General features: G+C 60.9%; 17 protein-coding genes and 2 pseudogenes. 11 read left to right on the top strand and 8 right to left on the bottom strand.

Annotation, left to right across the window (positions count from 1 at the left end; translation table 11 throughout):
- A partial coding sequence (locus tag HMPREF9710_RS24390; protein ID WP_005670914.1) for an integrase core domain-containing protein occupies window positions 1-229 on the top strand: 229 nt, incomplete at its 5' end.
- Between the two features lie 120 nt (window positions 230-349).
- Here the strand turns inward: HMPREF9710_RS24390 and HMPREF9710_RS29005 are convergent.
- A pseudogene (locus HMPREF9710_RS29005) lies at window positions 350-445 on the bottom strand (IS6 family transposase); the annotation flags it as partial.
- Between the two features lie 67 nt (window positions 446-512).
- Here HMPREF9710_RS29005 and HMPREF9710_RS24375 point away from each other — a divergent pair.
- From HMPREF9710_RS24375 to HMPREF9710_RS24355, 3 genes are all read left to right on the top strand, one after another.
- A protein-coding gene (locus tag HMPREF9710_RS24375; RefSeq protein ID WP_229409930.1) for an IS3 family transposase occupies window positions 513-1,771 on the top strand; the annotation gives its coding sequence in 2 pieces (ribosomal slippage) (window positions 513-843 and window positions 843-1,771; 1,260 coding nt in all).
- A 286-nt stretch (window positions 1,772-2,057) separates the two neighbouring features.
- Window positions 2,058-2,261, top strand: coding sequence for a transposase (locus HMPREF9710_RS28975; protein WP_081590009.1), 204 nt, complete (start codon window positions 2,058-2,060; stop codon window positions 2,259-2,261).
- Window positions 2,262-2,890: 629 nt separating this feature from the next.
- Window positions 2,891-4,356 (top strand): IS3 family transposase gene (locus tag HMPREF9710_RS24355; RefSeq protein ID WP_371855218.1). Its coding sequence is split into 2 segments (ribosomal slippage): window positions 2,891-3,287 and window positions 3,287-4,356, totalling 1,467 coding nucleotides; the frame shifts between segments, so codons are not numbered across the junction.
- Between the two features lie 9 nt (window positions 4,357-4,365).
- Here the strand turns inward: HMPREF9710_RS24355 and HMPREF9710_RS24350 are convergent.
- The 6 genes from HMPREF9710_RS24350 to HMPREF9710_RS24325 form a co-directional block, all read right to left on the bottom strand.
- Window positions 4,366-4,596 (bottom strand): hypothetical protein, encoded by a 231-nt coding sequence (locus HMPREF9710_RS24350; protein ID WP_005670910.1) that lies wholly within the window; start codon window positions 4,594-4,596, stop codon window positions 4,366-4,368.
- A gap of 220 nt (window positions 4,597-4,816) precedes the next feature.
- Window positions 4,817-7,984, bottom strand: a complete 3,168-nt coding sequence (locus HMPREF9710_RS24345; protein ID WP_005670908.1) for an efflux RND transporter permease subunit — start codon at window positions 7,982-7,984, stop codon at window positions 4,817-4,819.
- Window positions 7,981-9,570 (bottom strand): efflux RND transporter periplasmic adaptor subunit, encoded by a 1,590-nt coding sequence (locus HMPREF9710_RS24340; RefSeq protein WP_005670907.1) that lies wholly within the window; start codon window positions 9,568-9,570, stop codon window positions 7,981-7,983. Before HMPREF9710_RS24340 ends, HMPREF9710_RS24345 begins: the two co-directional genes overlap by 4 nt.
- Window positions 9,567-10,883 carry a TolC family protein gene (locus HMPREF9710_RS24335; RefSeq protein WP_005670905.1) on the bottom strand — a complete coding sequence of 439 codons (1,317 nt, stop codon included), beginning with the start codon at window positions 10,881-10,883 and terminating at the stop codon, window positions 9,567-9,569. Before HMPREF9710_RS24335 ends, HMPREF9710_RS24340 begins: the two co-directional genes overlap by 4 nt.
- A gap of 63 nt (window positions 10,884-10,946) precedes the next feature.
- The gene (locus tag HMPREF9710_RS24330) at window positions 10,947-11,276 is read right to left on the bottom strand and encodes a hypothetical protein (protein ID WP_005670903.1); all 330 of its coding nucleotides are present in this window, start codon (window positions 11,274-11,276) and stop codon (window positions 10,947-10,949) included.
- Between the two features lie 227 nt (window positions 11,277-11,503).
- A complete protein-coding gene (locus HMPREF9710_RS24325) occupies window positions 11,504-12,754 on the bottom strand; it encodes an IS256 family transposase (RefSeq protein WP_157225494.1) in 1,251 nt (416 codons plus the stop codon).
- Between the two features lie 1,034 nt (window positions 12,755-13,788).
- Between HMPREF9710_RS24325 and HMPREF9710_RS24320 the strand changes: the two genes are divergently transcribed.
- The 6 genes and pseudogenes from HMPREF9710_RS24320 to HMPREF9710_RS29045 all read left to right on the top strand — a co-directional run bounded on the left by HMPREF9710_RS24320 (window position 13,789) and on the right by HMPREF9710_RS29045 (window position 19,282).
- Window positions 13,789-15,258: a copper resistance system multicopper oxidase gene (locus HMPREF9710_RS24320; protein WP_005670901.1), complete on the top strand. Its 1,470-nt coding sequence runs from the start codon at window positions 13,789-13,791 to the stop codon at window positions 15,256-15,258.
- 39 nt (window positions 15,259-15,297) lie between these two features.
- On the top strand, window positions 15,298-16,377 hold the full coding sequence (gene istA / locus HMPREF9710_RS24315) for an IS21 family transposase (protein WP_005663623.1): 1,080 nt from the start codon (window positions 15,298-15,300) through the stop codon (window positions 16,375-16,377).
- Window positions 16,374-17,159 (top strand): IS21-like element helper ATPase IstB, encoded by a 786-nt coding sequence (istB, locus tag HMPREF9710_RS24310; RefSeq protein ID WP_005663619.1) that lies wholly within the window; start codon window positions 16,374-16,376, stop codon window positions 17,157-17,159. Before istA ends, istB begins: the two co-directional genes overlap by 4 nt.
- Window positions 17,160-17,246: 87 nt before the next feature.
- Window positions 17,247-17,687, top strand: a pseudogene (locus HMPREF9710_RS24305) (multicopper oxidase domain-containing protein); the annotation flags it as partial.
- 572 nt (window positions 17,688-18,259) lie between these two features.
- Window positions 18,260-19,051: a copper resistance protein B gene (locus HMPREF9710_RS24295; RefSeq protein ID WP_218918223.1), complete on the top strand. Its 792-nt coding sequence runs from the start codon at window positions 18,260-18,262 to the stop codon at window positions 19,049-19,051.
- Window positions 19,052-19,156: 105 nt separating this feature from the next.
- A complete protein-coding gene (locus HMPREF9710_RS29045) occupies window positions 19,157-19,282 on the top strand; it encodes a four-helix bundle copper-binding protein (protein WP_503826228.1) in 126 nt (41 codons plus the stop codon).
- Between the two features lies 1 nt (window position 19,283).
- Here HMPREF9710_RS29045 and HMPREF9710_RS24290 read toward each other — a convergent pair.
- A protein-coding gene (locus HMPREF9710_RS24290) for an IS3 family transposase (protein WP_229409725.1) occupies window positions 19,284-20,533 on the bottom strand; the annotation gives its coding sequence in 2 pieces (ribosomal slippage) (window positions 19,284-20,248 and window positions 20,248-20,533; 1,251 coding nt in all).
- On the opposite strand from HMPREF9710_RS24290, the gene HMPREF9710_RS29040 reads away from it, so the two are divergent.
- A complete protein-coding gene (locus HMPREF9710_RS29040; protein WP_503826227.1) occupies window positions 20,484-20,888 on the top strand; it encodes a four-helix bundle copper-binding protein in 405 nt (134 codons plus the stop codon). The genes HMPREF9710_RS24290 and HMPREF9710_RS29040 overlap by 50 nt on opposite strands.
- Window positions 20,889-20,922: the final 34 nt, after the last annotated feature.

Raw genomic sequence — 20,922 nt, 5'->3', positions numbered from 1 at the left:
CAACATGGCCGAGCTGACAGTCGGCCTGGCACAGTACTTCGCGTTTTACAACGCCGAGCGTCCACACCAGGCGCTGGGCTACGAGACGCCAGATCATGTCTACCGTGCCGGTGTTGGAGGAGGTGCGTTGATCGTCGACAAGTTCGGCGACGCGGACCAAGAGCCGGAGAAAAACGGCGGAACGGGGCAGCGCCGGGCAGCTGCTGAAGTGGAAATGGACACAGCTTAAACTAGCCGGCTGAGTGTCTTGACTGATGGGTCCACTTTACATGCACGGGCAGGTACACATCGGGCATATCGCGCGTTACCCCGACGCGTACCGATACGCTGAGGTTGCGATTGTCGCGCAGTCCATACACCAACGGCTGCCGATCGGACGTTTGTGCTTGCGAGCCATTTTCTCGATGAGTAGGAGGAAGGGAATCGCCCACCGATTGATGATTGAGATAGCCCCTTGATTCACCAGACACAGTCGATGTTGTATCCTTACGGATAGGAATAAGACTGTGAGTATGACTAGTAACAAGCAAACCATCGAAGTCGTGACGGTGTCCGAAGAGCGACGCCGGCGCTGGTCAGTGCAGGAAAAGGCTGCGCTGGTCAAGGAAACGTACGAGCCAGGCATGAGCGTATCGCTGGTGGCCCGCAAGCACGGCATCAGTGCCAGCCAGCTGTTCAACTGGCGCAAGCTCGAGCGAGAAGGCGCCTTGGTCGCGGTGCATTCTGGTGAATCGGTCGTGCCGGCCAGTGAGCTGGCAGCGGCACGCGCCCAGATCGCACAACTGCAGCGCATGCTGGGCAAGAAGACGATGGAGGCGGAGATCCTGCGCGAAGCGGTCGAGCTGGCTCGCGAAAAAAAGTGGATTGCGCGCTCACCCTTATCGGACAAGGACGGGCAGTAAAGCCTGTCTGCGTTGTCCTCGGTGTAGCGCGCTCGCACGTGATTGACCTTCTTGCCCGACCTGCAAACTGGGTCGACAAGCGCACCATCGTCAAGCTTGATCCTGTCGCTGACGCGATGATTGCCGACGCTGTACGCGCCGAGATCACCGCGCTGCCGACCTACGGCTATCGCCGTGCCGGCGCCTTGGTGAATCGTACGCGCAGCTTGATAGGTCTGCCGCCCGTAAATCACAAGCGCATGTACCGCGTGATGAAGCAGCAGGGTTTGCTGCTGCCGAAATCGCCTAGGCGTAGTGACAGCGGCCGTGCTCACGATGGCAAAGTGATGGTTAAGGAATCGAGCCAGCGTTGGTGCTCTGATGGCTTCGAGATTGCCTGTGACAACGGCGAAGTCGTGACTGGCGTTTTCATCAAGGACTGCTGCGACCGCGAGATCATCGCGTGGCGTGCCTGGATTGGCCGCGGCCTGCCTGGCGAACCGGTGCGCGACATGATGATCGAGGCCGTGGAAACGCGTTTTGGTAGCACCGATGTGCGGACAATCACTGTTGAATTCTTGAGTGACAATGGCGGCGCTTTCCGGGCAACTGAAACGCACGCCTTGGCCCATGAGCTGGGCATCAAGCCGGTGCATACACCAGTGAACAGCCCGCAGTCGAATGGCATGGCAGAGAGTTTCGTGAACACGTTTAAACGCGATTACGTCGGTTGCATGGACCGCATTAGCGGCGCTGCCGTGCTTGCCCAGTTGCCCGATGCCTTCAGGCACTTCAACGAGGTGCATCCGCACTCGGCACTTGGCTATAAATCGCCACGCATGTTTAGGAAAGAGCGACGCCGTCAGGCTCTGGAAACTGACGCTAACTGAACATCAGGCTGTGTCCGGGAATAGCGGGGCAAGATCAGTCAACCCATACGCCGCGCTCTTCCATCACTTCTCCAATGTGCAGGTAGCTCAGCGGGTAAGCCGCATATTAACGGATGCGCACCAGGATGACGCCGATCAGGAAACGCATTCCTTCGAAGTGGAGCCTGGTCATCGTTCACAGGCTTGGGCGTAAAAGTCTACCCGATCCCAGTGGCGGTTCCGTTAATTCGACAGAACCGTATATAACCCCCGAGTTCCTGCTCACACGAACTCTCTCTCCTTAACGATCTGCGTAGTAAACTTTCCGAACGATGATGTAATCGCGTTCTTCGACCAGGTTGTGGCGCAGCTGCACGAGGTCCCACGAATCGTCTTGATTGACAACGCCAGCATCCACAAGGGCGACCATATAAACAAGAAGCGGAGCCAGTGGGCCAAGGATGGCTTGTATCTGTATTATCTGCCGCCCTATAGCCCTGAACTCAATTGAATCGAGATTTTGTGGAAGCGCGCCAACCATTACTGGCGCCGCTTCGTTGCCAAGAACGGCACAGATCTGCTTGATGAGGTTCAGTCCTTGATGAGCGGCTTCGGGAGCAAACTCACGATGAATTTTGGGTGACTACTTAGCGTTAACTACCAGACAGGCGCCCTTAGCGTTCGTAGTGCTTCGGAAACAGTTTGTGGACGCTACAGCAACGTGGGTAGTGCATGCCACGGAAGAGGTCAGTGGCTTCAAGAATCGGCGGCACTTCTCGGAACAGCACGATGCCATGGCAAGCAAAACTATTGAAGCCAATATCCGTTTCGCTTCACATTGAACTGGTAGAGGTCGATCTCTTGCCGGGTAATAGCTGAGTCCGATGTGACGGACAGTCTCGAGTCGTAGCCGATCGCCCCCGCCGCGGGGCTAGGGACGCCGTCTTTTGGAACCTCTACGCCGAAGAAATTGAGCGAGAAGCCCTGATTGTCTCTGCGGCACGCTATCGTAAAGCGCCCGAGGTAGCTGCCTGAGAGGTAGCTTTTCGCAAAGGTGCTGCCGCTGATGTCGCCCCCCTGTGCCAATATAACTTGAGACACCTACCCGATTAATTTAGAGTACAGCGGTAGGTCCCCAACATGCACAGCCGAAAGCATCAAATCAGCAATTCTGTCGAACCCAGCAGCCCAGCCACGCCAGTGGACCGTCCCGATCCCGAGGTCGTCCCGGTCGCCAAGCGACGCACGTTTTCCAACGCCGAGAAGCTGCGCATTCTTGCCGCTGCCGACTCCTGCCAGGCGCCTGGCGACATCGGTGCCTTGCTCCGCCGCGAAGGCATTTATTCGTCCCATCTGGCCACTTGGCGCAAGCAACGCCAGGCCGCTGCGGCCTCTCAAGTCCTCGCGCGCAAGCGTGGCCCAAAGGTCGACCTAGCTGCTGCTCAGGACCGCAAGGTGCGCGACCTGGAGGCAGAGGTGGCGCGCCTGCGAGACAAGTTGGCCAAGGCCGACCTGATCATTGACGTCCAAAAAAAACTTTCCACCCTGCTGGGGCTGAGTACGGCCGACACGCCGAGCGAGCCGAAGTGATCAGCGCCGCCAATCACCTCGCCGGCGAAGTTGGCGTGGCCGCAGCCTGCCGCGCATTGCAATTGCCGCGCAGCGCACTATATCGCCATCGCACCGCGCAACGACCTGGTTCGTTAGCGCCCGTGACGCCGGCTGCGCCAGCCCGACGGCCACCGCTCGCGTTGTCCGAGCATGAGCGGCGTGTCGTGCTGGAGGTGCTCAACAGCCCACGCTTTGCCAATTGTGCGCCGGCCGCCATCCACGCTCAACTGCTCGACGAAGGGCGCTATGTGGCGTCGGTACGCACGATGTACCGCCTGCTACAAGGCTGCGCTGCCGTGCGCGAACGCCGTAACCAGTTGCGCCATCCGGAGTACACCAAGCCGGAACTGCTGGCCGTCGCACCAAACCAGGTGTGGAGCTGGGACATCACCAAACTCAAGGGACCGGTCCGGGGCACCTGTTTCCACCTGTACGTCATCCTCGACATCTTCAGCCGCTACGTCGTCGGCTGGATGGTGGCCGAACGGGAGACCGCCGAACTGGCCGAACAGCTGATCGCCGACAGCGCCGCAAAGGAAAATATCGCGCCTGGTACCTTGACCCTGCATGCCGATCGCGGCAGCAGCATGCGCTCCAAGCCGGTCGCTACGCTGCTGAGCGATCTGGGCATCGCCAAATCGCATAGCCGCCCTTACGTTTCGGATGACAACCCGTATTCCGAGGCGCAATTCAAGACCTTGAAGTACCGGCCCGGCTTCCCGGCGCGCTTTGGCTCGCTCGCTGACGCACGCGCCCACTGCGCAGCCTTCTTCACCTGGTACAACCAGCAGCACCGCCATTCCGGCATCGGCATGATGACCCCGGAAAGCGTCCATGCCGGCCGTGCCGCCGAGATCCGCAAGCTGCGCCAGGCAACGCTTGAAAGCGCCTACCAACGCACGCCGGGCCGCTTCAAGCACTGCGTACCACGACAGACCAAATTGCCGACAGCGGCATGGATCAATCCACCAGTCACGGAGAAAAAAGCAGCCTGAACAAGAGAGTTAGACTCTCATCATTCCACCAGGTGTTTCAAATTCATTGACACGTTCCGCGCGCGTTTCGCCGTCGACCGCCAAAGTCATCTTGCCGCGCTGCTCGGTGAGCTTGAGTTCACGGTCTTGGCACTTACCCTCAAGTATCGAACGCTCGATCTGCGGGACGTGGTAACTGTCGTCCGAGCTTACGATAACGGTAGTAGTCAAGGCGGCGGCAAACAACAAGGCTGTAAGCATGAACGGAGTCCCAGGGTTGTGCGTGATCGATTATTGCATCACCGAGAGGCGTCGACAATCACAGATGTTTCATTCGGAACCAGTATACCGGTTGCGTTGACCAAATAGCAAATCCGTGCTTTCCAGGACGCCAGCGGACGACGGGATCTTGCAGTGATTCAGCCCGGTACGCGTCCCATGCACAGGGCCGCGCACCGGCACTACCTACAGTTTCATATCCTTAGTTGTGATCTCCCGATGAGGCACCAACATTGCGCGCTTCATGCAGGGAGCGTTCGTGTAACAGACGCCACGCTGCCGGGATGACGAACAAGGACAGCAGCGGTGCAGTGACCATTCCGCCGATCATCGGCGCCGCAATGCGCTGCATGACTTCTGAGCCGGCCGCGCTTCCGAACATGATGGGAAGCAGCCCGGCCACGATGACTGCAACCGTCATCGCCTTGGGACGTACCCGCAGGAGCGCACCTTCCGTGATCGCTTCCATCACCAGTTCGCTGGTCAAAGCACGCCCGGCATCGAGCCGGCTCTGGAGCGCATTGCGCAGATAGACCTGCATGACGACACCAAACTCTGCCGCGAGCCCTGCGAGCGCGATAAACCCGACCGCAGTTGCAACGGACACGGCGTGGCCAAGCAGCCAGACCAGCCAGAACCCGCCGACGAGTGCGAACGGCACGGTCGCCATCAGAAGGAGCGCTTCCGCCGTGGAGCGGAAGGCCAGGTATAGCAATAGGAAGATGACCAGCAAGGTAAGCGGGACGACGGTCTTCAAGCGCTCGGAAGCGCGCTCGAGATATTCGAACTGTCCCGACCAGCCGACGGAATAACCCGGCGGCAGCGTGACCTTTTCCCGGACGCGCTCCTGCATTGCGCGAACGGCAGTCAAAAGGTCGACACCGCGGACATCGACATACACCCAACCGGACAGGCGCGCGTTTTCGCTGCGGATCATCGGAGGCCCGTCCATCACGACAATCGTCGTCACGTCGCCTAGGCGGATCTGCGCGCCCCGCGCGGTGACGACCGGCAGTTCGCGCAAGGCCTGAACCGAATCGCGGTAGTCCTGCGGATAGCGCACGTTGATCGGGAAGCGCTGCCGCCCGTCGACGACTTCGCCCACGTTGTCGCCACCGATCGCCGTCGATACGACCGTCTGGATGTCGGCCACGCTCATGCCATAGCGCGCGGCGCGCAGCCGGTCGATGGTCACGTCGATATAGCGGCCGCCGCTGAGCCGTTCGGCAAGCGCGGAGCTGACGCCGGGGACCGTCTTGACGGCGGCTTCGATGGCCGTCGTCACCTTATCGATCTGGCCCAGGTCCGGCCCGGAAACCTTGATGCCTACCGGCGTCTTGATACCGGTGGAGAGCATGTCGATGCGGTTGCGGATCGGCGGCACCCACACGTTCGATAGCCCAGGCACCTTCACGATGCGGTCAAGCTCCTCCACCAGCTTTTCGGTGGTCATACCCGGCCGCCACTGGTCCTTCGGCTTGAACTGGATCGTCGTTTCGAACATTTCCATCGGCGCCGGGTCGGTCGCGGTCTCCGCGCGACCCGCCTTGCCGAAAACGGTCGCCACCTCGGGCACTGTCTTGATCAAGCGGTCGGTCTGCTGCAACAATTCGCTTGCCTTTGCGGCGGACAGGCCTGGCAGGGCCGAGGGCATGTAGAGGAGGTCGCCCTCGTTCAGGGGCGGCAGGAACTCGCCGCCCAGCCGCGAGATAGGGATGGCCGTCAGCAGAAGCGCGATCATGGCGATACCCAGCGTGGTTTTCGGGTGCCGGAGACTGGCGTCGAGCAGCGGGCGGTAACCCTTGATGAGCAGGCGATTGATCGGGTTGGCGGACTCCTTCGGGATCCGGCCCCGGATGAGATAGCCCATCAGTACAGGAACCAGGGTAATGGCCAGTCCGGCGGCCGCCGCAAGCGTGTACGTCTTGGTGTAGGCAAGTGGCGAGAACAGCTTGCCCTCCTGGGCTTCGAGCGCGAACACGGGGATGAAGGAGAGGGTCACGATCAGGAGCGAAAAGAACAGTGCCGGCCCGACTTCGACCGATGCCTGGGCAATGATTTCCCAGCGGGTCCTGGCGTCGGGCGCGCTGGCCGCGTTGGTTTCCGCATAGCTCTCGAGGTGCTTGTGGACGTTCTCGACCAGGACGAGCGCGGCATCGGTAGCGGCGCCTACGGCGATCGCGATGCCCCCAAGTGACATGATGTTCGCATTGACACCCTGGTAGCGCATGACGATGAATGCCGCCAGCACGCACAAGGGCAGGGTGAGCACGGCCACGAGCGCGCTACGCACATGGAACAGGAAGACCGCGCACACGATCGCGACTACGATGAACTCTTCAACGAGCTTGCTCCCCAGGTTCGCCACCGATGCCGAGATCAGCGTCGACCGGTCATAGGTCGTGACGATCTCCACACCTTCCGGGAGCGAATGCTTGAGCGTTTCGAGCCTGGCCTTGACGGCGTCGATGGTGTCGAGTGCGTTCTTCCCGGACCGCATGATCACGACGCCGCCGGCGACCTCGCCCTGGCCATTGAGCTCGGCGATACCGCGCCGCATCTCGGGCCCCAGGCGCACCGAGGCGACGTCCCCCAGTAGGACCGGCGTGCCGGCTTCGTTCGCGTTCAAGACGATGTTGCGGAAGTCCTCCAGAGAACGTAGGTAGCCGTGCGAGCGGACCATGTACTCGGTTTCCGCGATTTCGACGACGGAGCCTCCGGATTCCTGGTTGGCCTGAGCGACCGCATCGAGCACCCAGGTGTGTGACATGCCGAACGCGCGCAAGCGGTCCGGGTCGAGGACGATCTGGTATTGCCGGACCATGCCGCCGATGCTGGCGACTTCCGCGACGTCGCGCACCGTCCTGAGCTCGAACTTCACGAACCAGTCGTTGAGGGCGCGCAGCTGGCTGAGGTCGTGCCGGCCGGTCCTGTCGACCAGCGCATACTCGAATACCCAGCCGACGCCGGTACCGTCGGGTCCCAGTTCGGCCCGCACGCCGGCGGGAAGGCGGTTCTGTACCTGGTTGACGTATTCCGTCACACGCGAGCGCGCCCAGTACAGGTCGGTCGCGTCATCGAACAGCACGTAGACGAACGAGTCGCCGAAGAAGGAGTACCCCCGCACCGAGGTCGCTCCGGGCACGGACAGCAGGGCAGTGGTCAATGGATACGTCACCTGGTCTTCGACCAGCTGCGGCGCTTTGCCGGGAAACTGGGCGCGAATGATGACCTGGGTGTCGGAAAGGTCGGGCAGGGCGTCGAGCGAGGTCGTGCGCAGCGAGTGGACGCCCCATGCCGCTAGCAGGGCGGCGGCAAGGAGAACCCAGACCCGGGCGGCGATCGACGCGCGGATGATGCGCGCGATCATTGCTTGCCGTCCTTCGCTACCACGACCCGCTTGAGCAGGTAGCCATCGGCACCCTCGACAAAGTCGAATTCGACGGTCTGGCCAGCCTGGATGTCCTTGAATGCATCAGGCGCAGGCTTCATGAAATCCATCGTCATGGGCGGCCATTGCAGTGTCGGGACGGGCCCGTGCGACAGCGTGATGGCATCTTCCGAGACCTGCTCCACCTTGCCGACCGCCGTATGTACCATTGCCGCTTTGCCTGGCTTGTCTGGCTGTGCAGCGGCGTTCGGCGACTTCTTCATGGCGTCCATACGGTTGGGTGCAGGCGTCTGGGCCCCGCCGCCATTGGTGGGTGCCGCCGGCATTTCACTTTCGAACTTGGGGAGGACCGATTTCAGGTTCGCTTCGGAATCGATCAGGAACTGCCCCGAGATGACGACTTTCTGGCCTTCGTCCACGCCGCTCAGGATCTCGGTGTCATTCCCGATCTCGCGGCCGGTTGTCACGACCACAGGACGCAGGCTGTCGCCCTGAGCGACCAGTACGATGGAACGTGTACCCGATGCGATCACGGCCTCGGTCGGAACCATCAGGCGCGGCTGTGCTGCAGCAGCGCTCAGCCGGACGCGCATCAGCATGCCAGGCATCAGTGATGCGTCGCGGTTGTCCAGTTCGATGCGGGCCTGGGCAGTCCGGGTAGCGGCGTTCACGCCTGGCAGGATTTCACGCACCTTGCCTTCATAGGTTTGCCGGGCATTGCCTTCTGCCGTCGCGCTCACCCGCATGCCGGCTCGAGCGGAGCCGATCAGGGCTTCCGGCACCTCGGCAAGCAGCCAGACGGTTTGCATGCCGACTACCTTGGCGATGGTCATGCCCGGTGTTACCTGGGCGCCTTCACGCACCCCGAGTTCGCTGACGACCCCGGAAACGGGGGAGGTGAGCAGCTGGTGCGTCTGCACACGCCCGGTACGCTCCAGCTCCGCGACAAGAGAGTCGGGGATCGAGAGTGCGCGCATGCGCTGGCGAGCGGCGGAGGCAAGCGCTGTGTCGCCGCCCCGTCTGAGCGCAAGATACTCCTCCTGGGGGGCGATCCATTCCGGGACGAATACCGAAGCGACGGACTGACCGCGCTTGATCTGCTGGAGTGGCGTGCGAACGTGAAGCCTGTCGATGTAGCCGGCGGTACGACTCTGGATGACCTCCTCGCGGCTGGCATCGAACTGGGTCGTGCCGACCAGATCGAGCGACTCGGTGACTACCTCGCGCCGCACGGTCGCGAACCGGATACCGAGATTCTGCTGGAGGGTCGGCGAGATCCTGACCCCGGTCGTTTCACCGCCGTCGGCGTACACCGGGACCAGCTGCATGTCCATGAACGGGCTTTTCCCGGGCTTGTCGAAGCGTTTTCCGGGAACCATTGGATCGTGCCAATACAGGACGCGCCTGCCCGGATCCGATGGGGAGGCGGTGGCCGGCGCGCTCCTGTCGCCGTGTCCGCCGGAGCCGCCTGGAGACCTGTTCGCGCCCAGCCAGTAGCCCCCATACCCGATCAGGGCACCCGCAGCAGTAAGGATCAGAGTCTTCGTTGCAAGGGAGCGCTTCATTTGCCAGTCCTCCCGGCACTTGCCAAGTCCTGCGGAAGCAGGCGCAGTTCCAGTCCCGCCCACACCAGTGCGGCCTCCAGCTCGAGCGCATTAACCTGCAGCCTGCGCGCGAGAGCGGCACGCCGGGCTTTGAATACCGAGGTCAGCGTTCCCATCCCGCCGCGATAGTCGGCCAGCGCGGTCTCGACCTGCCGTGCCGCCGTCGGCAGCAGTTCCTTCTCGAGCCGGGCGATGCGGCGCTTCAGGCTCTCGAGCTGCCCCAACTGGGCCTCGATAGCCGACCGTGTCTCGAGCAAAGCCTCCTCGTACTCCAGCCTTGCCCGTGTGCCCAGTTCGGCTTTCTCCGCGATCTCGCGGTCCTGGCGCTGCGCCCGGTGGATGGTCAAGGGGATGCTGACGCCAAACGAAACCATGTTTGAAAACTGTCCGCCGCGCTGGGCGAAGCCGGCTTCGAATGACCAGTCGGGCCGGCTTTCTTGTACGGCCGCGCCCGCGTCGGCGTCGGCCAGGTCGACGGCGCGGCGTGCGCCGAGGATGGCCGGATGCATGCTTTCCAGGTTCGACATCGCCAAGCGGGTTGCCGCAGTGTCCAGATTCGGCCCCTCATCAGACACGGCCCTGGAGTCGGTGCGGGTCCAGCGGCGCAGCTGGAGGAGCGCGGTCTGCAGGTCCTGCTCGGCCGCATCGACGTCGTCGCCGCTGAGCACGAGCTCGGCTCTTGCCTGAAGGACGTCGCTGGCCGAGGCCTTGGCCCCGCGATGCGATGCCTGGAGGGCCGAAAGTTCGCTTTCCATTTCGTGCGCAATCGACCTGGACAGGCCGACCGCTCGCTGCTTGTACAGCACGGTCAGCCACGCTTTTCCGGTCTCGACACGGATATTCGCGACCTTGTCGAGATGCGCCGCCTCGGCGGCCTCGACCGTGCGGCGTGCCACCTGCGTCCGGGCCTCCCGCTTGCCGCGGGAAACCCATTGCTGTTCGATGCCGATCCGGCGCATTGTCATGAAATCGGCTTTGGGGCGGAAGCGGTCCGGGCCCGTTACGGGCAGGTTATCGATGCCCAGTTTCAGGGTAGGGTCGGGCAACTGGTCCGCGCGCGCGGCAGCATGCTCGCTTGAGGCGACCGAGGCCTGTGCCGCCTTTGCTGAGGACGAAACGGACGTTGCAAGTGCCAGGGCTTCGTTCAGGGAAAGCCCAACGGGGGCAGCAGATGCGCCCCTCGGAACAAGTAGGAACAAGGCCACGACCAGAGCGTGGCCAAGGCGTGCGGGCTTGGCCGGCACGCCATGACGTGACATGAGATAAGAATACATACATCCTCCGCGAATGAAAACGAGCGCCGGCAACTGGCCGGGCACATGCCAGACGGGAGGTGGTCAGACTCGGATACGCAGAGTTCGCAGGTAGGGCGGGTCAGCGTCCGGCGCGGGGAGGTCGCCGAGCCAGGGCAGGGAGACCGCAAGCGTCGAGACGGGTGCGACGATCCGAACGAGGCCGGCGGGAGACAGCAGGCTCAGCGCAGGAGCCGGGTTATGGTGGTCGACGGACGCCTTGGTGTCAGCCGAGAACTCGGCACAATGGACGGGGCGCTCCATGTCCATGCCGGCGCAGAGCTCCCCATCCATCATCTGCATGGGCGCCTGCTTGCCGACTATCTCCGGGCACACGTACGATGCCATCGCCATGCCCGACGTCATGAAGGTCATGACGAGGAGAAGTGCAATGCATCTGAACAGTGCGGGGAAGGAGCGTCGCATCGGGTTTGGAAAGGTAACGGCGGTCCGTGACATTCTAGCCGTATTTCACAGCTTGATACGTGAGACGGATGAAGAAAAGTCTCACTTCTTAACTAGGCAGCCGACTAGTCGTGATCTTCGCTTAACACGGATGTGGGACCTGTCAGAAATTCTGTGTGCGGGGCCAGAATTCGTAGTTAGATAATCGCGTTCGTGAAGCGCTCGCCGAACATGATGGCGAACTGGTTGGCAGCCTGCTTCCAGGTACGCTGTGGCATCTTCCAATCTTTCTCGATATTGCGCAAGGCCAGGAACAATAACTTGGTCGCGGCTTCGTCGCTGGGGAAGTGACCACGGTTCTTGACGATCTTCCGCAGACGCATATGCAGGCTTTCAATAGCGTTGGTCGTGTAGATGATCGTGCGCACTTCAGGTGGGTAGGCAAAGAACGGAATCACCTGCTGCCACTGGCGCCGCCACATCGCGGCCACGGTCGGAAACTTGGTGCCCCATGGGCCTTCTGCAAAGGCATCCAGCGCCGCTTCGGCCAGCTCGGCGTTGGCAGCGTGGTAGATCGGCTTGAGCGCCGCTGCCAGTTCCTTCCGGTCCTTCCAGGCCGCAAGCGTCGTCGAATTGCGGATCAGGTGCACGATGCACGTCTGGATCTGCGCTTGCGGATAAACGGCCTCGATGGCCTCCGGGAAGCCGCGCAGGCCATCGACGACGGCGATCAGGATATCGTCCAGTCCGCGGTTCTTGAGTTCGTTGAAAACCTTCAGCCAGAATTTGGCGCCTTCGGTCTGTTCGATCCACAGACCCAGCACTTCCTTGCGGCCGTCGGCACGAATGCCCAAGGCCAGATATACGGCCTTGTTCTTGACCGTGCCTTCGTCCCGGATCTTCAGGCGCAACGCGTCGAAATACACGATCGGATACATCGCCTCGAGCGGCCGCTGCTGCCACTGCGCGACCTCCTCGAGCACTTCGTCGGTGATGGTCGAAATCAGGTCTGGCGACACCTCGGTGCCGTACAACTCCAGCAAATGCGCCTGAATCTCGCGCACGCTCATACCACGAGCGTACATGCTGATAACGTGATCGTCGAAGCCCGACATCCGGCGCTGATGTTTGGCCACCAGTTTGGGCTCGAAGCTCGACAGACGATCGCGCGGAATGTCCAGGTGGAGCTCCCCGCCTGGCGTCAAGACCTTCTTCGGGCTGCTACCGTTGCGGTGGTTTCTGCTGCCGTCTTCCTCGTTGGCCAGGTGGTGGTTCAACTCGGCCGACAACATACGCTCGGCCAGCATTTTTTTGAGCTGCCCGGCGAGGCCCGATTCGCCAAGGATCGACTCGGCGTCCTTGTTCTCAACCTGGGCCAGCAACTGGTCGATCAGCTCAACGGGAAACGGGTACGCTGCTTTCTGTTTTTTGGGCTTCTTGGTGGTCATCACTTCGGTCATGGAACAGTCCTTTCGGGATTATTTCATGACCCCGTTCCACACAGAAATTCTGACAGGCTCCGGATGTGGCCTTCCCCCACCTCGCTCGAATGTTACCTATGCGGCCCTCCAGCAATGCTCAACGCTACATGCAGAATGCCGCGCGAAGGGAATAGACGACCGCAACGTCTCGTTCGACGATTTCAAGGTGTAACGCGACCGCAGTAGGGAACGTTGTGTTTACCTTGCGTGTTCGCTTAGGCAAGTACCGATTGACTCAAAGCAGCTTTACATCGCATTCGAACAAGTGGCCCGTCGAGTGTGGCGTGCTTGGTGCCCGTGCGAAACGTGTGGAATGGTGTTCGATGACCATGCTAAGGTTGCCATATGCACCACCGGTTAAAAACCTTCTTGCTTTGCCTATTGTTCGTGACCCTGCCGATACAGAGTATCGCCGGGGTCGCGCAGTTCGCTTGTAGCATGGCGCATCATCAAGTTGACCCCGACAGCGCTCAACAAGTTGTATATCCCACGCCTGAAATCTCGGCGAACCTTAGTGATATCGTCACCTCTGGAGACGACGCTGCGTCTGGCGATTGTGAGCGCATGCGTAGTCACAAGGGCGCGAATTGCGGAACATGTTCCGGGTGCTGTATTGGTAGCTATGCGCCTCCACCAGTTTTCAGCCTCGCTGCTGTGCAAGATTCGGCTGTAACTGCCAAGCCAAAAGCCACTTTCTCCTTCACTGGTCATTTCCCGCCACGGCTGGAGCGACCGCCACGATCCTCTCATTCCCTCGCATCATAGTAGGCTGGTCCGCGGCGTGCCTGTTCCTCGATTCAAGCATGCCAGGGCAGCGCTGGCCGTTGGACAATCTGTTCCATCAAGCTGATGCCGAATCACGCCGTACTTGCTACTTCATTAGTGGCAGTATTGGCTGGCCTACTTTGCGCACCCATAGCCAAAAATTTTTGACGAAGCCCGATGCGTTGCATTCCGCATTCTGGGTCGTCAAATGATCTATCGATTAATCGGAGAACCAAATGAATTCGTTCGATATCGACGCTAGCTGCAATAGCAACTGGCGCCGCCGCTTCCTGCAGGGTGCCGGTGCAGCGATCGGTCTTGCAAGCTTGAATCCCCGTTCACTCTTTGCGCAGCCTAGCGACCGGGGGACTCTGCGCGGGACCGACTTTGACCTAGTGATCGCTCCCATGCCCGTCAACTTTACGGGCGCCGCGCGGATCGCTACCGCGGTAAATGGCCAGGTTCCTGCCCCGATTTTGTGTTGGAACGAGGGCGATACCGTGACCATCCGGGTCACCAACCAACTGCAGACCGTTAGCTCCATCCATTGGCATGGAATCTTGCTTCCGGAGGAAATGGACGGCGTTCCGGGAATAAGCTTTTCAGGCATTGCGCCAGGTCAGACCTTCACCTACCGGTTCAAAGTGCAGCAAGCAGGCACATACTGGTATCACAGCCACTCAGCCTTCCAGGAGCAGACAGGATTGTACGGTCCGATCGTTGTGCTCCCAAAAAACGGTGAGCTAGTTTCGGCCGACCGTGATTACGTAGTCATGCTGTCGGACTGGACCGACGAAAAGCCTGAGCGCGTACTCGCTAATCTTAAAAAGATGAGCGACTTCTTCAATAACAAACAGCCGACGTTCGGTGAGTTTATGCAAGATGCCCAGCGCATGGGTGTTTCGGGCGCGGTTGAAAAGCGCAAGATGTGGAATCAGATGCGCATGATGCCGACTGACTTCAGCGATGTCACGGCTAGCCGGAACATCAGTAGCGCACTAAGGTACCTGATCAACGGCTCGACCTCAGAGAGCAACTGGACTGGAATATTCAGCCCTGGCGAGAAGGTTCGACTTCGGATCATCAATGGTTCGGCAACGACTATCTTCGATCTGCGCATTCCAGGTTTGAAAATGACCGTCGTTACCGCCGACGGGCAGGATGTGGAGCCGGTGACGGTCGACGAGATTCGTGTTTCGGTAGCTGAAACCTACGATGTCATCGTCGAGCCGACTGAAGAGCAGGCTTACACAATCTTCGCTCAGTCCATCGGCCGCTCCGGATCGGTACGCGCAACCCTCGCACCCCGCCAAGGGATGCAGGCACCTGTTCCGGAAATTGACGAGGCACACTGGCTCACTATGGTTGACATGATGGGAGCAATGGCCATGTCGGGCGCAAATGGCGGCCACGGCGGCCATGGAGCAATGCAAAACTCGTCCTCATCCAGTACGGCAAGTCGTGAGGCCATAGCGACGCACCAAAACCATGCACAGGATGCGCCGACAGCGGCTGACTCGCATGCAGGCCATGGCCAGTCGACGACAGCATCGACGTCCAAGCCAGCTCAAGCGCCGAAGGTACGTCATGCGCGAACTGAGTATGGCCCGGGCGTTGACATGCGTGTTGACATGCCCAGGACGAATCTGGACGACCCTGGTGTCAGCAGCGGTTGTAAACTGATACAGGCAGCGATTGAAAACTGATACACCATTTTGAGAAGATGGCCGCTTTGCGGAGCGGCCTTGAAACCCAAAGAGGTGTACGTGGAAATCCAACTACTGAAGAAGCATGGGTTAAGCCTTCGGCAGATCGCCGCCGAGGTAGGCTGTGCAGTGAACACGGTGCGCCGGCACCTGGCCCTGGAGGCCGTGCCGAAGTACGAACGCAAAGTCAAACGCCAGACGAAGCTGGCGCAGTTCGAGCAGTACCTGAGGGATCGGCAGCAAGCTGCTCAGCCCGACGTGATTCCAGCCACCGTGCTGTACCGCGAGATTGCCGCGCGCGGCTACGAGGGCGGCATGAGCCAGTTGAGGGCCTTCGTGCGCACCTTGCGCCCGGCGCCTCCCGCCGATCCGGTGGTGCGTTTCGAGACGGCGATGGGTGAGCAGCTGCAGGTGGACTGGGTCGAATTTCGTAAAGGCAGCGCGCCATTGCACGCGTTCTGCGCGACGCTCGGCTTTAGCCGGGCCAGCTACGTGGAGTTCGTCAACAACATGAAGGTGGATACCCTGATCGCCTGCCACGAGCGCGCCTTTGCAGCGTTCGGCGGCGTGACGCGGCGGGTCCTGTACGACAATATGAAGACGGTGGTACTGGAGCGCGATGCGTACGGTGAGGGCGAGCACCGCTTCCACGCCGGCTTCCTGGACTATGCCAGGCATAGCGGCTTCGTGATCAAGCTGTGCCAGCCGTACCGGGCCAAGACCAAGGGTAAGGTCGAGCGGTTCAACGGCTACCTGCGCCGATCGTTCTATGTGCCGCTGGCGAGCCGGCTGGCACAGAGCGGCCAGAAGCTCGACGTCGTGACGGCCAACGTCGAGGTGGCCCACTGGCTGCGCGAAGTGGCCAATGCGCGCATCCACGGCACGACCGGAGAACCGCCAGCCGAAGCCTTGAAGCGGGAAGTGGAGCACCTGCAAGCGCTGCCGGCACCGTGGCGGGCGGACATCGCGGCAGCCAGGCCGCAGCCGGCTGCTGCAGCACCTGCGGCGCCGCGGCCGGCAGCAGTGGTGGAGCGGATCGCGCAACCTTCTCCGGTACAGCATCCGTTGCAGGTGTATGACGCGCTGCTGGTGCGGGTATCGGAAGGGGTGGCGGCATGAACCTGCAGCATGAGCGTATCGCGGCGTTGTGCGAGAGCCTGAACCTGCCGTTCGTGGCACAGGGCTACGGCGCCGCAACCCAGAAAGCAGCGAAACAGGAGATGGCCTACAGCGACTTCCTGGAGGGGCTGCTGAGGGAGGAAGCAGCTGGGCGCAACGTGCGCAAGCAAAACACGATGACCCGTCTGGCAGGATTCCCCGTGGTGAAGACGCTGGACGAATTTAACTATGACTTCGCCAAAGGCGTAAAGCGCAGCCAAGTCGAGGAGCTGGCCGGCCTGGGATTCGTCGAGCGGCATGAGAACGTGGTACTGGTCGGGCCGAGCGGTGTAGGCAAAACGCACCTGGCGATGGCACTGGGTTACAAGGCCACGCAGGCCGGCATCAAGACGCGCTTCACGACGGCGGCCGACCTCATGCTGGCACTGACGACGGCGCATACGCAGAACAATTTGAAAGCGGTGATGCACCGCGCGATCAAGGCATATCGGCTCTTGATCATCGACGAGATAGGTTACTTGCCGATGAACCGGGAACAGGCCAACCTGTTCTTCCAGGTGATCGCGGCCTTGTATGAGCGCAGCAGCCTGATCGTGACCAGTAACCTGCCGTTCGGACAATGGGACACGACCTTTGCGCAGGATACGACGCTCACCGCGGCCCTGCTCGACCGGCTGCTGCACCATGCGCATATCGTGCCGATTGCAGGTGAGAGCTACCGGCTGAAGCACCAGCGACAGGCCGGGATGATGAGGGGGAGCGATGTTGCAGAAATGGGCTGAACACGGACGGTGTTCGGCGACGGCGGTGTATCAGTTTTAAATCGCTGGGACGACGAAATCTGTATCAGTTTTCAATCGCCGTTGACACCTGGCGTGAACCTGCGGGATAACGGCAGGCGGGTACTGACCTATGCAGACTTGCGTACGGTTGGAGGACCAGTTGATCCTCGGGAGCCCACGCGGGAGATTGAACTGCACCTGACAGGGAACATGGAGCGCTTCATGTGGTCGTTCGATGGCCAGAAATTTTCGGAGTCCCTGCCAATTCATTTCAGGTATGGCGAGCGGTTGCGCGTTGTGCTTGTCAACGACACGATGATGAATCACCCGATCCACCTGCACGGGATGTGGAGCGAGCTTGAATCTGCAACCGGACAATTCCAGGTGCGCAAGCACACCATTAACGTTCAGCCCGCGCAACGCGTCAGCTTCCGGGTGACCGCAGATGCGCCGGGCCACTGGGCTTTTCACTGTCATCTGCTTTATCACATGGAAGCCGGAATGTTCAGGGAGGTAGTAGTGTCATGAAGAATCAACTGAGGAAGCCGATTCCTTATGCCTTGGTGATCGCCTCGCTTTTTTCGCAGAATGCTGCCGCGCAAGCGACTGCGTCCGTCCAGCAGGTCCCCTCGGTGCAATCATTGACGGGGGACACTCACTCGACAATGGATCATGCGGCCATGGGTCACGTGACACCGCCGAGCTCTCCAGCTAAGCCTGTTCTGCAACCAGCAGTGCCTGCAAAACCAGATGCCAGACAAAGTTCTGGACAAGCAGCTCATTCTGTCCCAACGGAAGCAAAGACATCACGGGCGGAACAGCAGAATCAGCAACAAGGACAAGGATCTGAACATACTGGCCATCATACGACAGCTCCAGCCAATCGCTCAGGCACGCCTACGGCTCCGGAACCAGGAAACGTTGGGCAGCCGGTAAGAGAGCAGAGCCCGGCTTCAGGGCACGCAGGACACGCGATGCCAGCGCAAGCAAGTCCGACAGTGCAGGGGCAACGCAACGCGCCTCAAGCGCAGAATATGGATCACTCGGCGATGGGCCATGCACCGCCCCCCGGAGCGTCCGCCAGTAACGCCCATGCTGGGATGGATCATGCCGCCCAAGCCATAGTTTCGCCCGCCGCCGGCGGACAGGACATGCAGATGGGGCGCATGCAAGGCGGTCCACCGCCGGCCGACGCGCGCGACCCGAACGCGTATAACGAGGGCACGAAGTTCGCGCACCTCGGTAATCATGAGATGAACGACAACGCGCCATTCTGGAAAGTCCTGTTCGACAAGGCCGAGGCGGCGAAAGGCGACGGTGAGCAAGGCCAGAATGTGGAGTTCGAGGCCTGGTATGGCAACGACTACGACAAGGCCTGGGTGAAGGCGGAAGGCGAGCGCCGTGGCGAGGCACTTGAGTCGGCGCGCACTGAGCTCTTATGGGACCGGGCGTTTGCAACATTCTGGAGCACGCAAGTAGGTGTCCGGCACGATAGCGGCGAAGGCAAAAGCCGTAACTGGTTAGCCTTTGGCGTGCAGGGCCTGGCTCCCTACTGGTTCGAGACCGAGGCGACAGCGTACTGGCGTCCTGGCAGCGGCTTGGCAGCACGCCTGAGTGTCAAGTACGAGGTTCTATTCACTTCCCGACTGATCCTTGAGCCCGAGGTGGAAGCGAACCTTTACAGCCGTAGCGATCCGGAACGTGAGATAGGCAGCGGCCTGTCCGACATCAGCGCGGGCCTGCGGCTGCGTTATGAAGTCACACGCCAGTTTGCACCTTACATCGGGGTGACATGGAGTCGGCAATTCGGCGAAACCGCCGACTTCACGCGCATTCGTGGGCGGGGCCAAAGCGAGGTGCAGGCTGTTGCCGGCATCCGGTTCTGGTTCTAGTTCTGGATTGAGTAAATAAAGAAGCGAATTCGTATGAGACACGCTGAAAAGCGTGCGGGATTAATGGAAGAGGCAACCTTTCAATGAACGCTTAAGGAGAAGATCATGATCCAAAATCAGTTCCAATCGTGCATTCAGGCTTGCTACGAATGCGCTCAAGCCTGTGACACATGCGCTGCGGCCTGCCTTCAGGTAAAGTGGACCCATCAGTCAAGACACTCAGCCGGCTAGTTTAAGCTGTGTCCATTTCCACTTCAGCAGCTGCCCGGCGCTGCCCCGTTCCGCCGTTTTTCTCCGGCTCTTGGTCCGCGTCGCCGAACTTGTCGACGATCAACGCACCTCCTCCAACACCGGCACGGTAGACATGATCTGGCGTCTCGTAGCCCAGCGCCTGGTGTGGACGCTCGGCGTTGTAAAACGCGAAGTACTGTGCCAGGCCGACTGTCAGCTCGGCCATGTTGGCGTAGCCCTTCAGGTACACGTCCTCGTACTTCACGTTGCGCCACAGGCGCTCGACGAAGATGTTGTCCAGCGCCCGTCCTCGCCCATCCATGCTGATGGCCACGCCTTCGCGCTTGAGCACGCTGGTAAAGGCGTCACTGGTGAACTGCGAGCCCTGGTCGCTGTTGAATACCTCGGGCTTGCCGTGGTGGCGCAATGCCTCCTCCAGACAGTCCACGCAGAACGACGCGTCCATGCTGTTGCTGATGCGCCAGGCCAGCACACGACGCGAGTACCAATCGATGACCGCCACCAGGTAGGCAAAGCCGCGCGCCAGCCGAATGTACGTCAGGTCCGTACTCCACACCTGGTTCGGCCGCGTGACCGCCACCCCGCGCAGCAGATAGGGATAGACCTTGTGCTGCGGGTGCGGCTTGCTCGTGGACGGCCCCGGCGCCATGCCCGCCAAGCCCATTTCCCGCATCAGGCGCTGCACGCGCTTGCGGTTGACGCGGTGCTCTCGGCCTCGCAGGAAGACCGCCATGCGCCGGCTGCCGTAGAACGGGCGGCTGGTGTACTCCTCGTCGATCAGGGCGCGCAGCTGGCCGTCCTCCTCCTCGATGCATTCCTGTCGGGCCGCCGCCTCCAGCCGCCGATACACGGTCGAACGCGGCACGCCGGCCAGCTCGCACTGCATCGTCAGCGGTATCTTGTCCTCGCGCTCGATCCACCGTGCCCGCTCGGCCGGACTCATTCCCCAAGCTTTTTTTTGAGCCAATCCACCTGCATCTTCAGCTTGCCGATCTCGCTGTACAGCTTGTCCTCCGGGCTGCTTTCGTCCACCGGCTTCGGCCCGCGCTTGACGTCGAACAGGGCGCCGGCGTTCTCCAGGATCTCCTTCTTCCACTGGCCCACCAGTACTGGATGCACGCCGAATTCCTGCGCAATCTCCGTCACCGTCTTCACCCCACGCACCGCTTCCAACCCAACCTTGGCCTTGAACTCGGCGCTGTGCACCCTGCGTTTTTTACCTTCACTCATTCGCTGTCATCCTTTCGCGGACGACAGCTTAAACCACCGTCTCAGATTCGGGGTCCACTATAAGGAACCGGATCCAAAGATGATGGCTCGCTGCATCGAACTGGACAACGAGTGCGCTGCGATCTGCCGTCTTGCTGCGCAGCTCATGAGCCGCTCGACCGAGCACGCAATTCAAGTGTGCCAGCTGTGTGCCGACATTTGCGAAGCTTGTGGGGACGAGTGCGCGCAGCACCAGGCGCAGCATTGCCAGGATTGCGCTGCCGCATGCCGCCGTTGCGCACAAGAGTGCCGAAACATGAGTCAGTCGGCCGCTGGAGCCGCATCGATGTCTGGATCGCAAATCGGATCCCACTAAGCGTATGGGCTGCAGTCATCGATGGGATGAAAAC

Origin of the sequence: Massilia timonae CCUG 45783 (genome assembly GCF_000315425.1) — a bacterium.
GTDB lineage: Bacteria > Pseudomonadota > Gammaproteobacteria > Burkholderiales > Burkholderiaceae_D > Telluria > Telluria timonae.
Note: the sequence above shows the minus strand (reverse complement) of the source record. Positions and strands in the feature narration are given on the sequence as shown.

Coding starts and splice junctions, on each gene's coding strand:
- HMPREF9710_RS24350 (WP_005670910.1), bottom strand. CDS start 4,596: ATGCTTACAGCCTTGTTGTTTGCCGCCGCCTTGACTACTACCGTTATC.
- HMPREF9710_RS24345 (WP_005670908.1), bottom strand. CDS start 7,984: ATGATCGCGCGCATCATCCGCGCGTCGATCGCCGCCCGGGTCTGGGTT.
- HMPREF9710_RS24340 (WP_005670907.1), bottom strand. CDS start 9,570: ATGAAGCGCTCCCTTGCAACGAAGACTCTGATCCTTACTGCTGCGGGT.
- HMPREF9710_RS24335 (WP_005670905.1), bottom strand. CDS start 10,883: ATGTATTCTTATCTCATGTCACGTCATGGCGTGCCGGCCAAGCCCGCA.
- HMPREF9710_RS24330 (WP_005670903.1), bottom strand. CDS start 11,276: ATGACCTTCATGACGTCGGGCATGGCGATGGCATCGTACGTGTGCCCG.
- HMPREF9710_RS24325 (WP_157225494.1), bottom strand. CDS start 12,754: ATGACCACCAAGAAGCCCAAAAAACAGAAAGCAGCGTACCCGTTTCCC.
- HMPREF9710_RS24320 (WP_005670901.1), top strand. CDS start 13,789: ATGAATTCGTTCGATATCGACGCTAGCTGCAATAGCAACTGGCGCCGC.
- istB (WP_005663619.1), top strand. CDS start 16,374: ATGAACCTGCAGCATGAGCGTATCGCGGCGTTGTGCGAGAGCCTGAAC.
- HMPREF9710_RS24295 (WP_218918223.1), top strand. CDS start 18,260: ATGGATCATGCCGCCCAAGCCATAGTTTCGCCCGCCGCCGGCGGACAG.
- HMPREF9710_RS29045 (WP_503826228.1), top strand. CDS start 19,157: ATGATCCAAAATCAGTTCCAATCGTGCATTCAGGCTTGCTACGAATGC.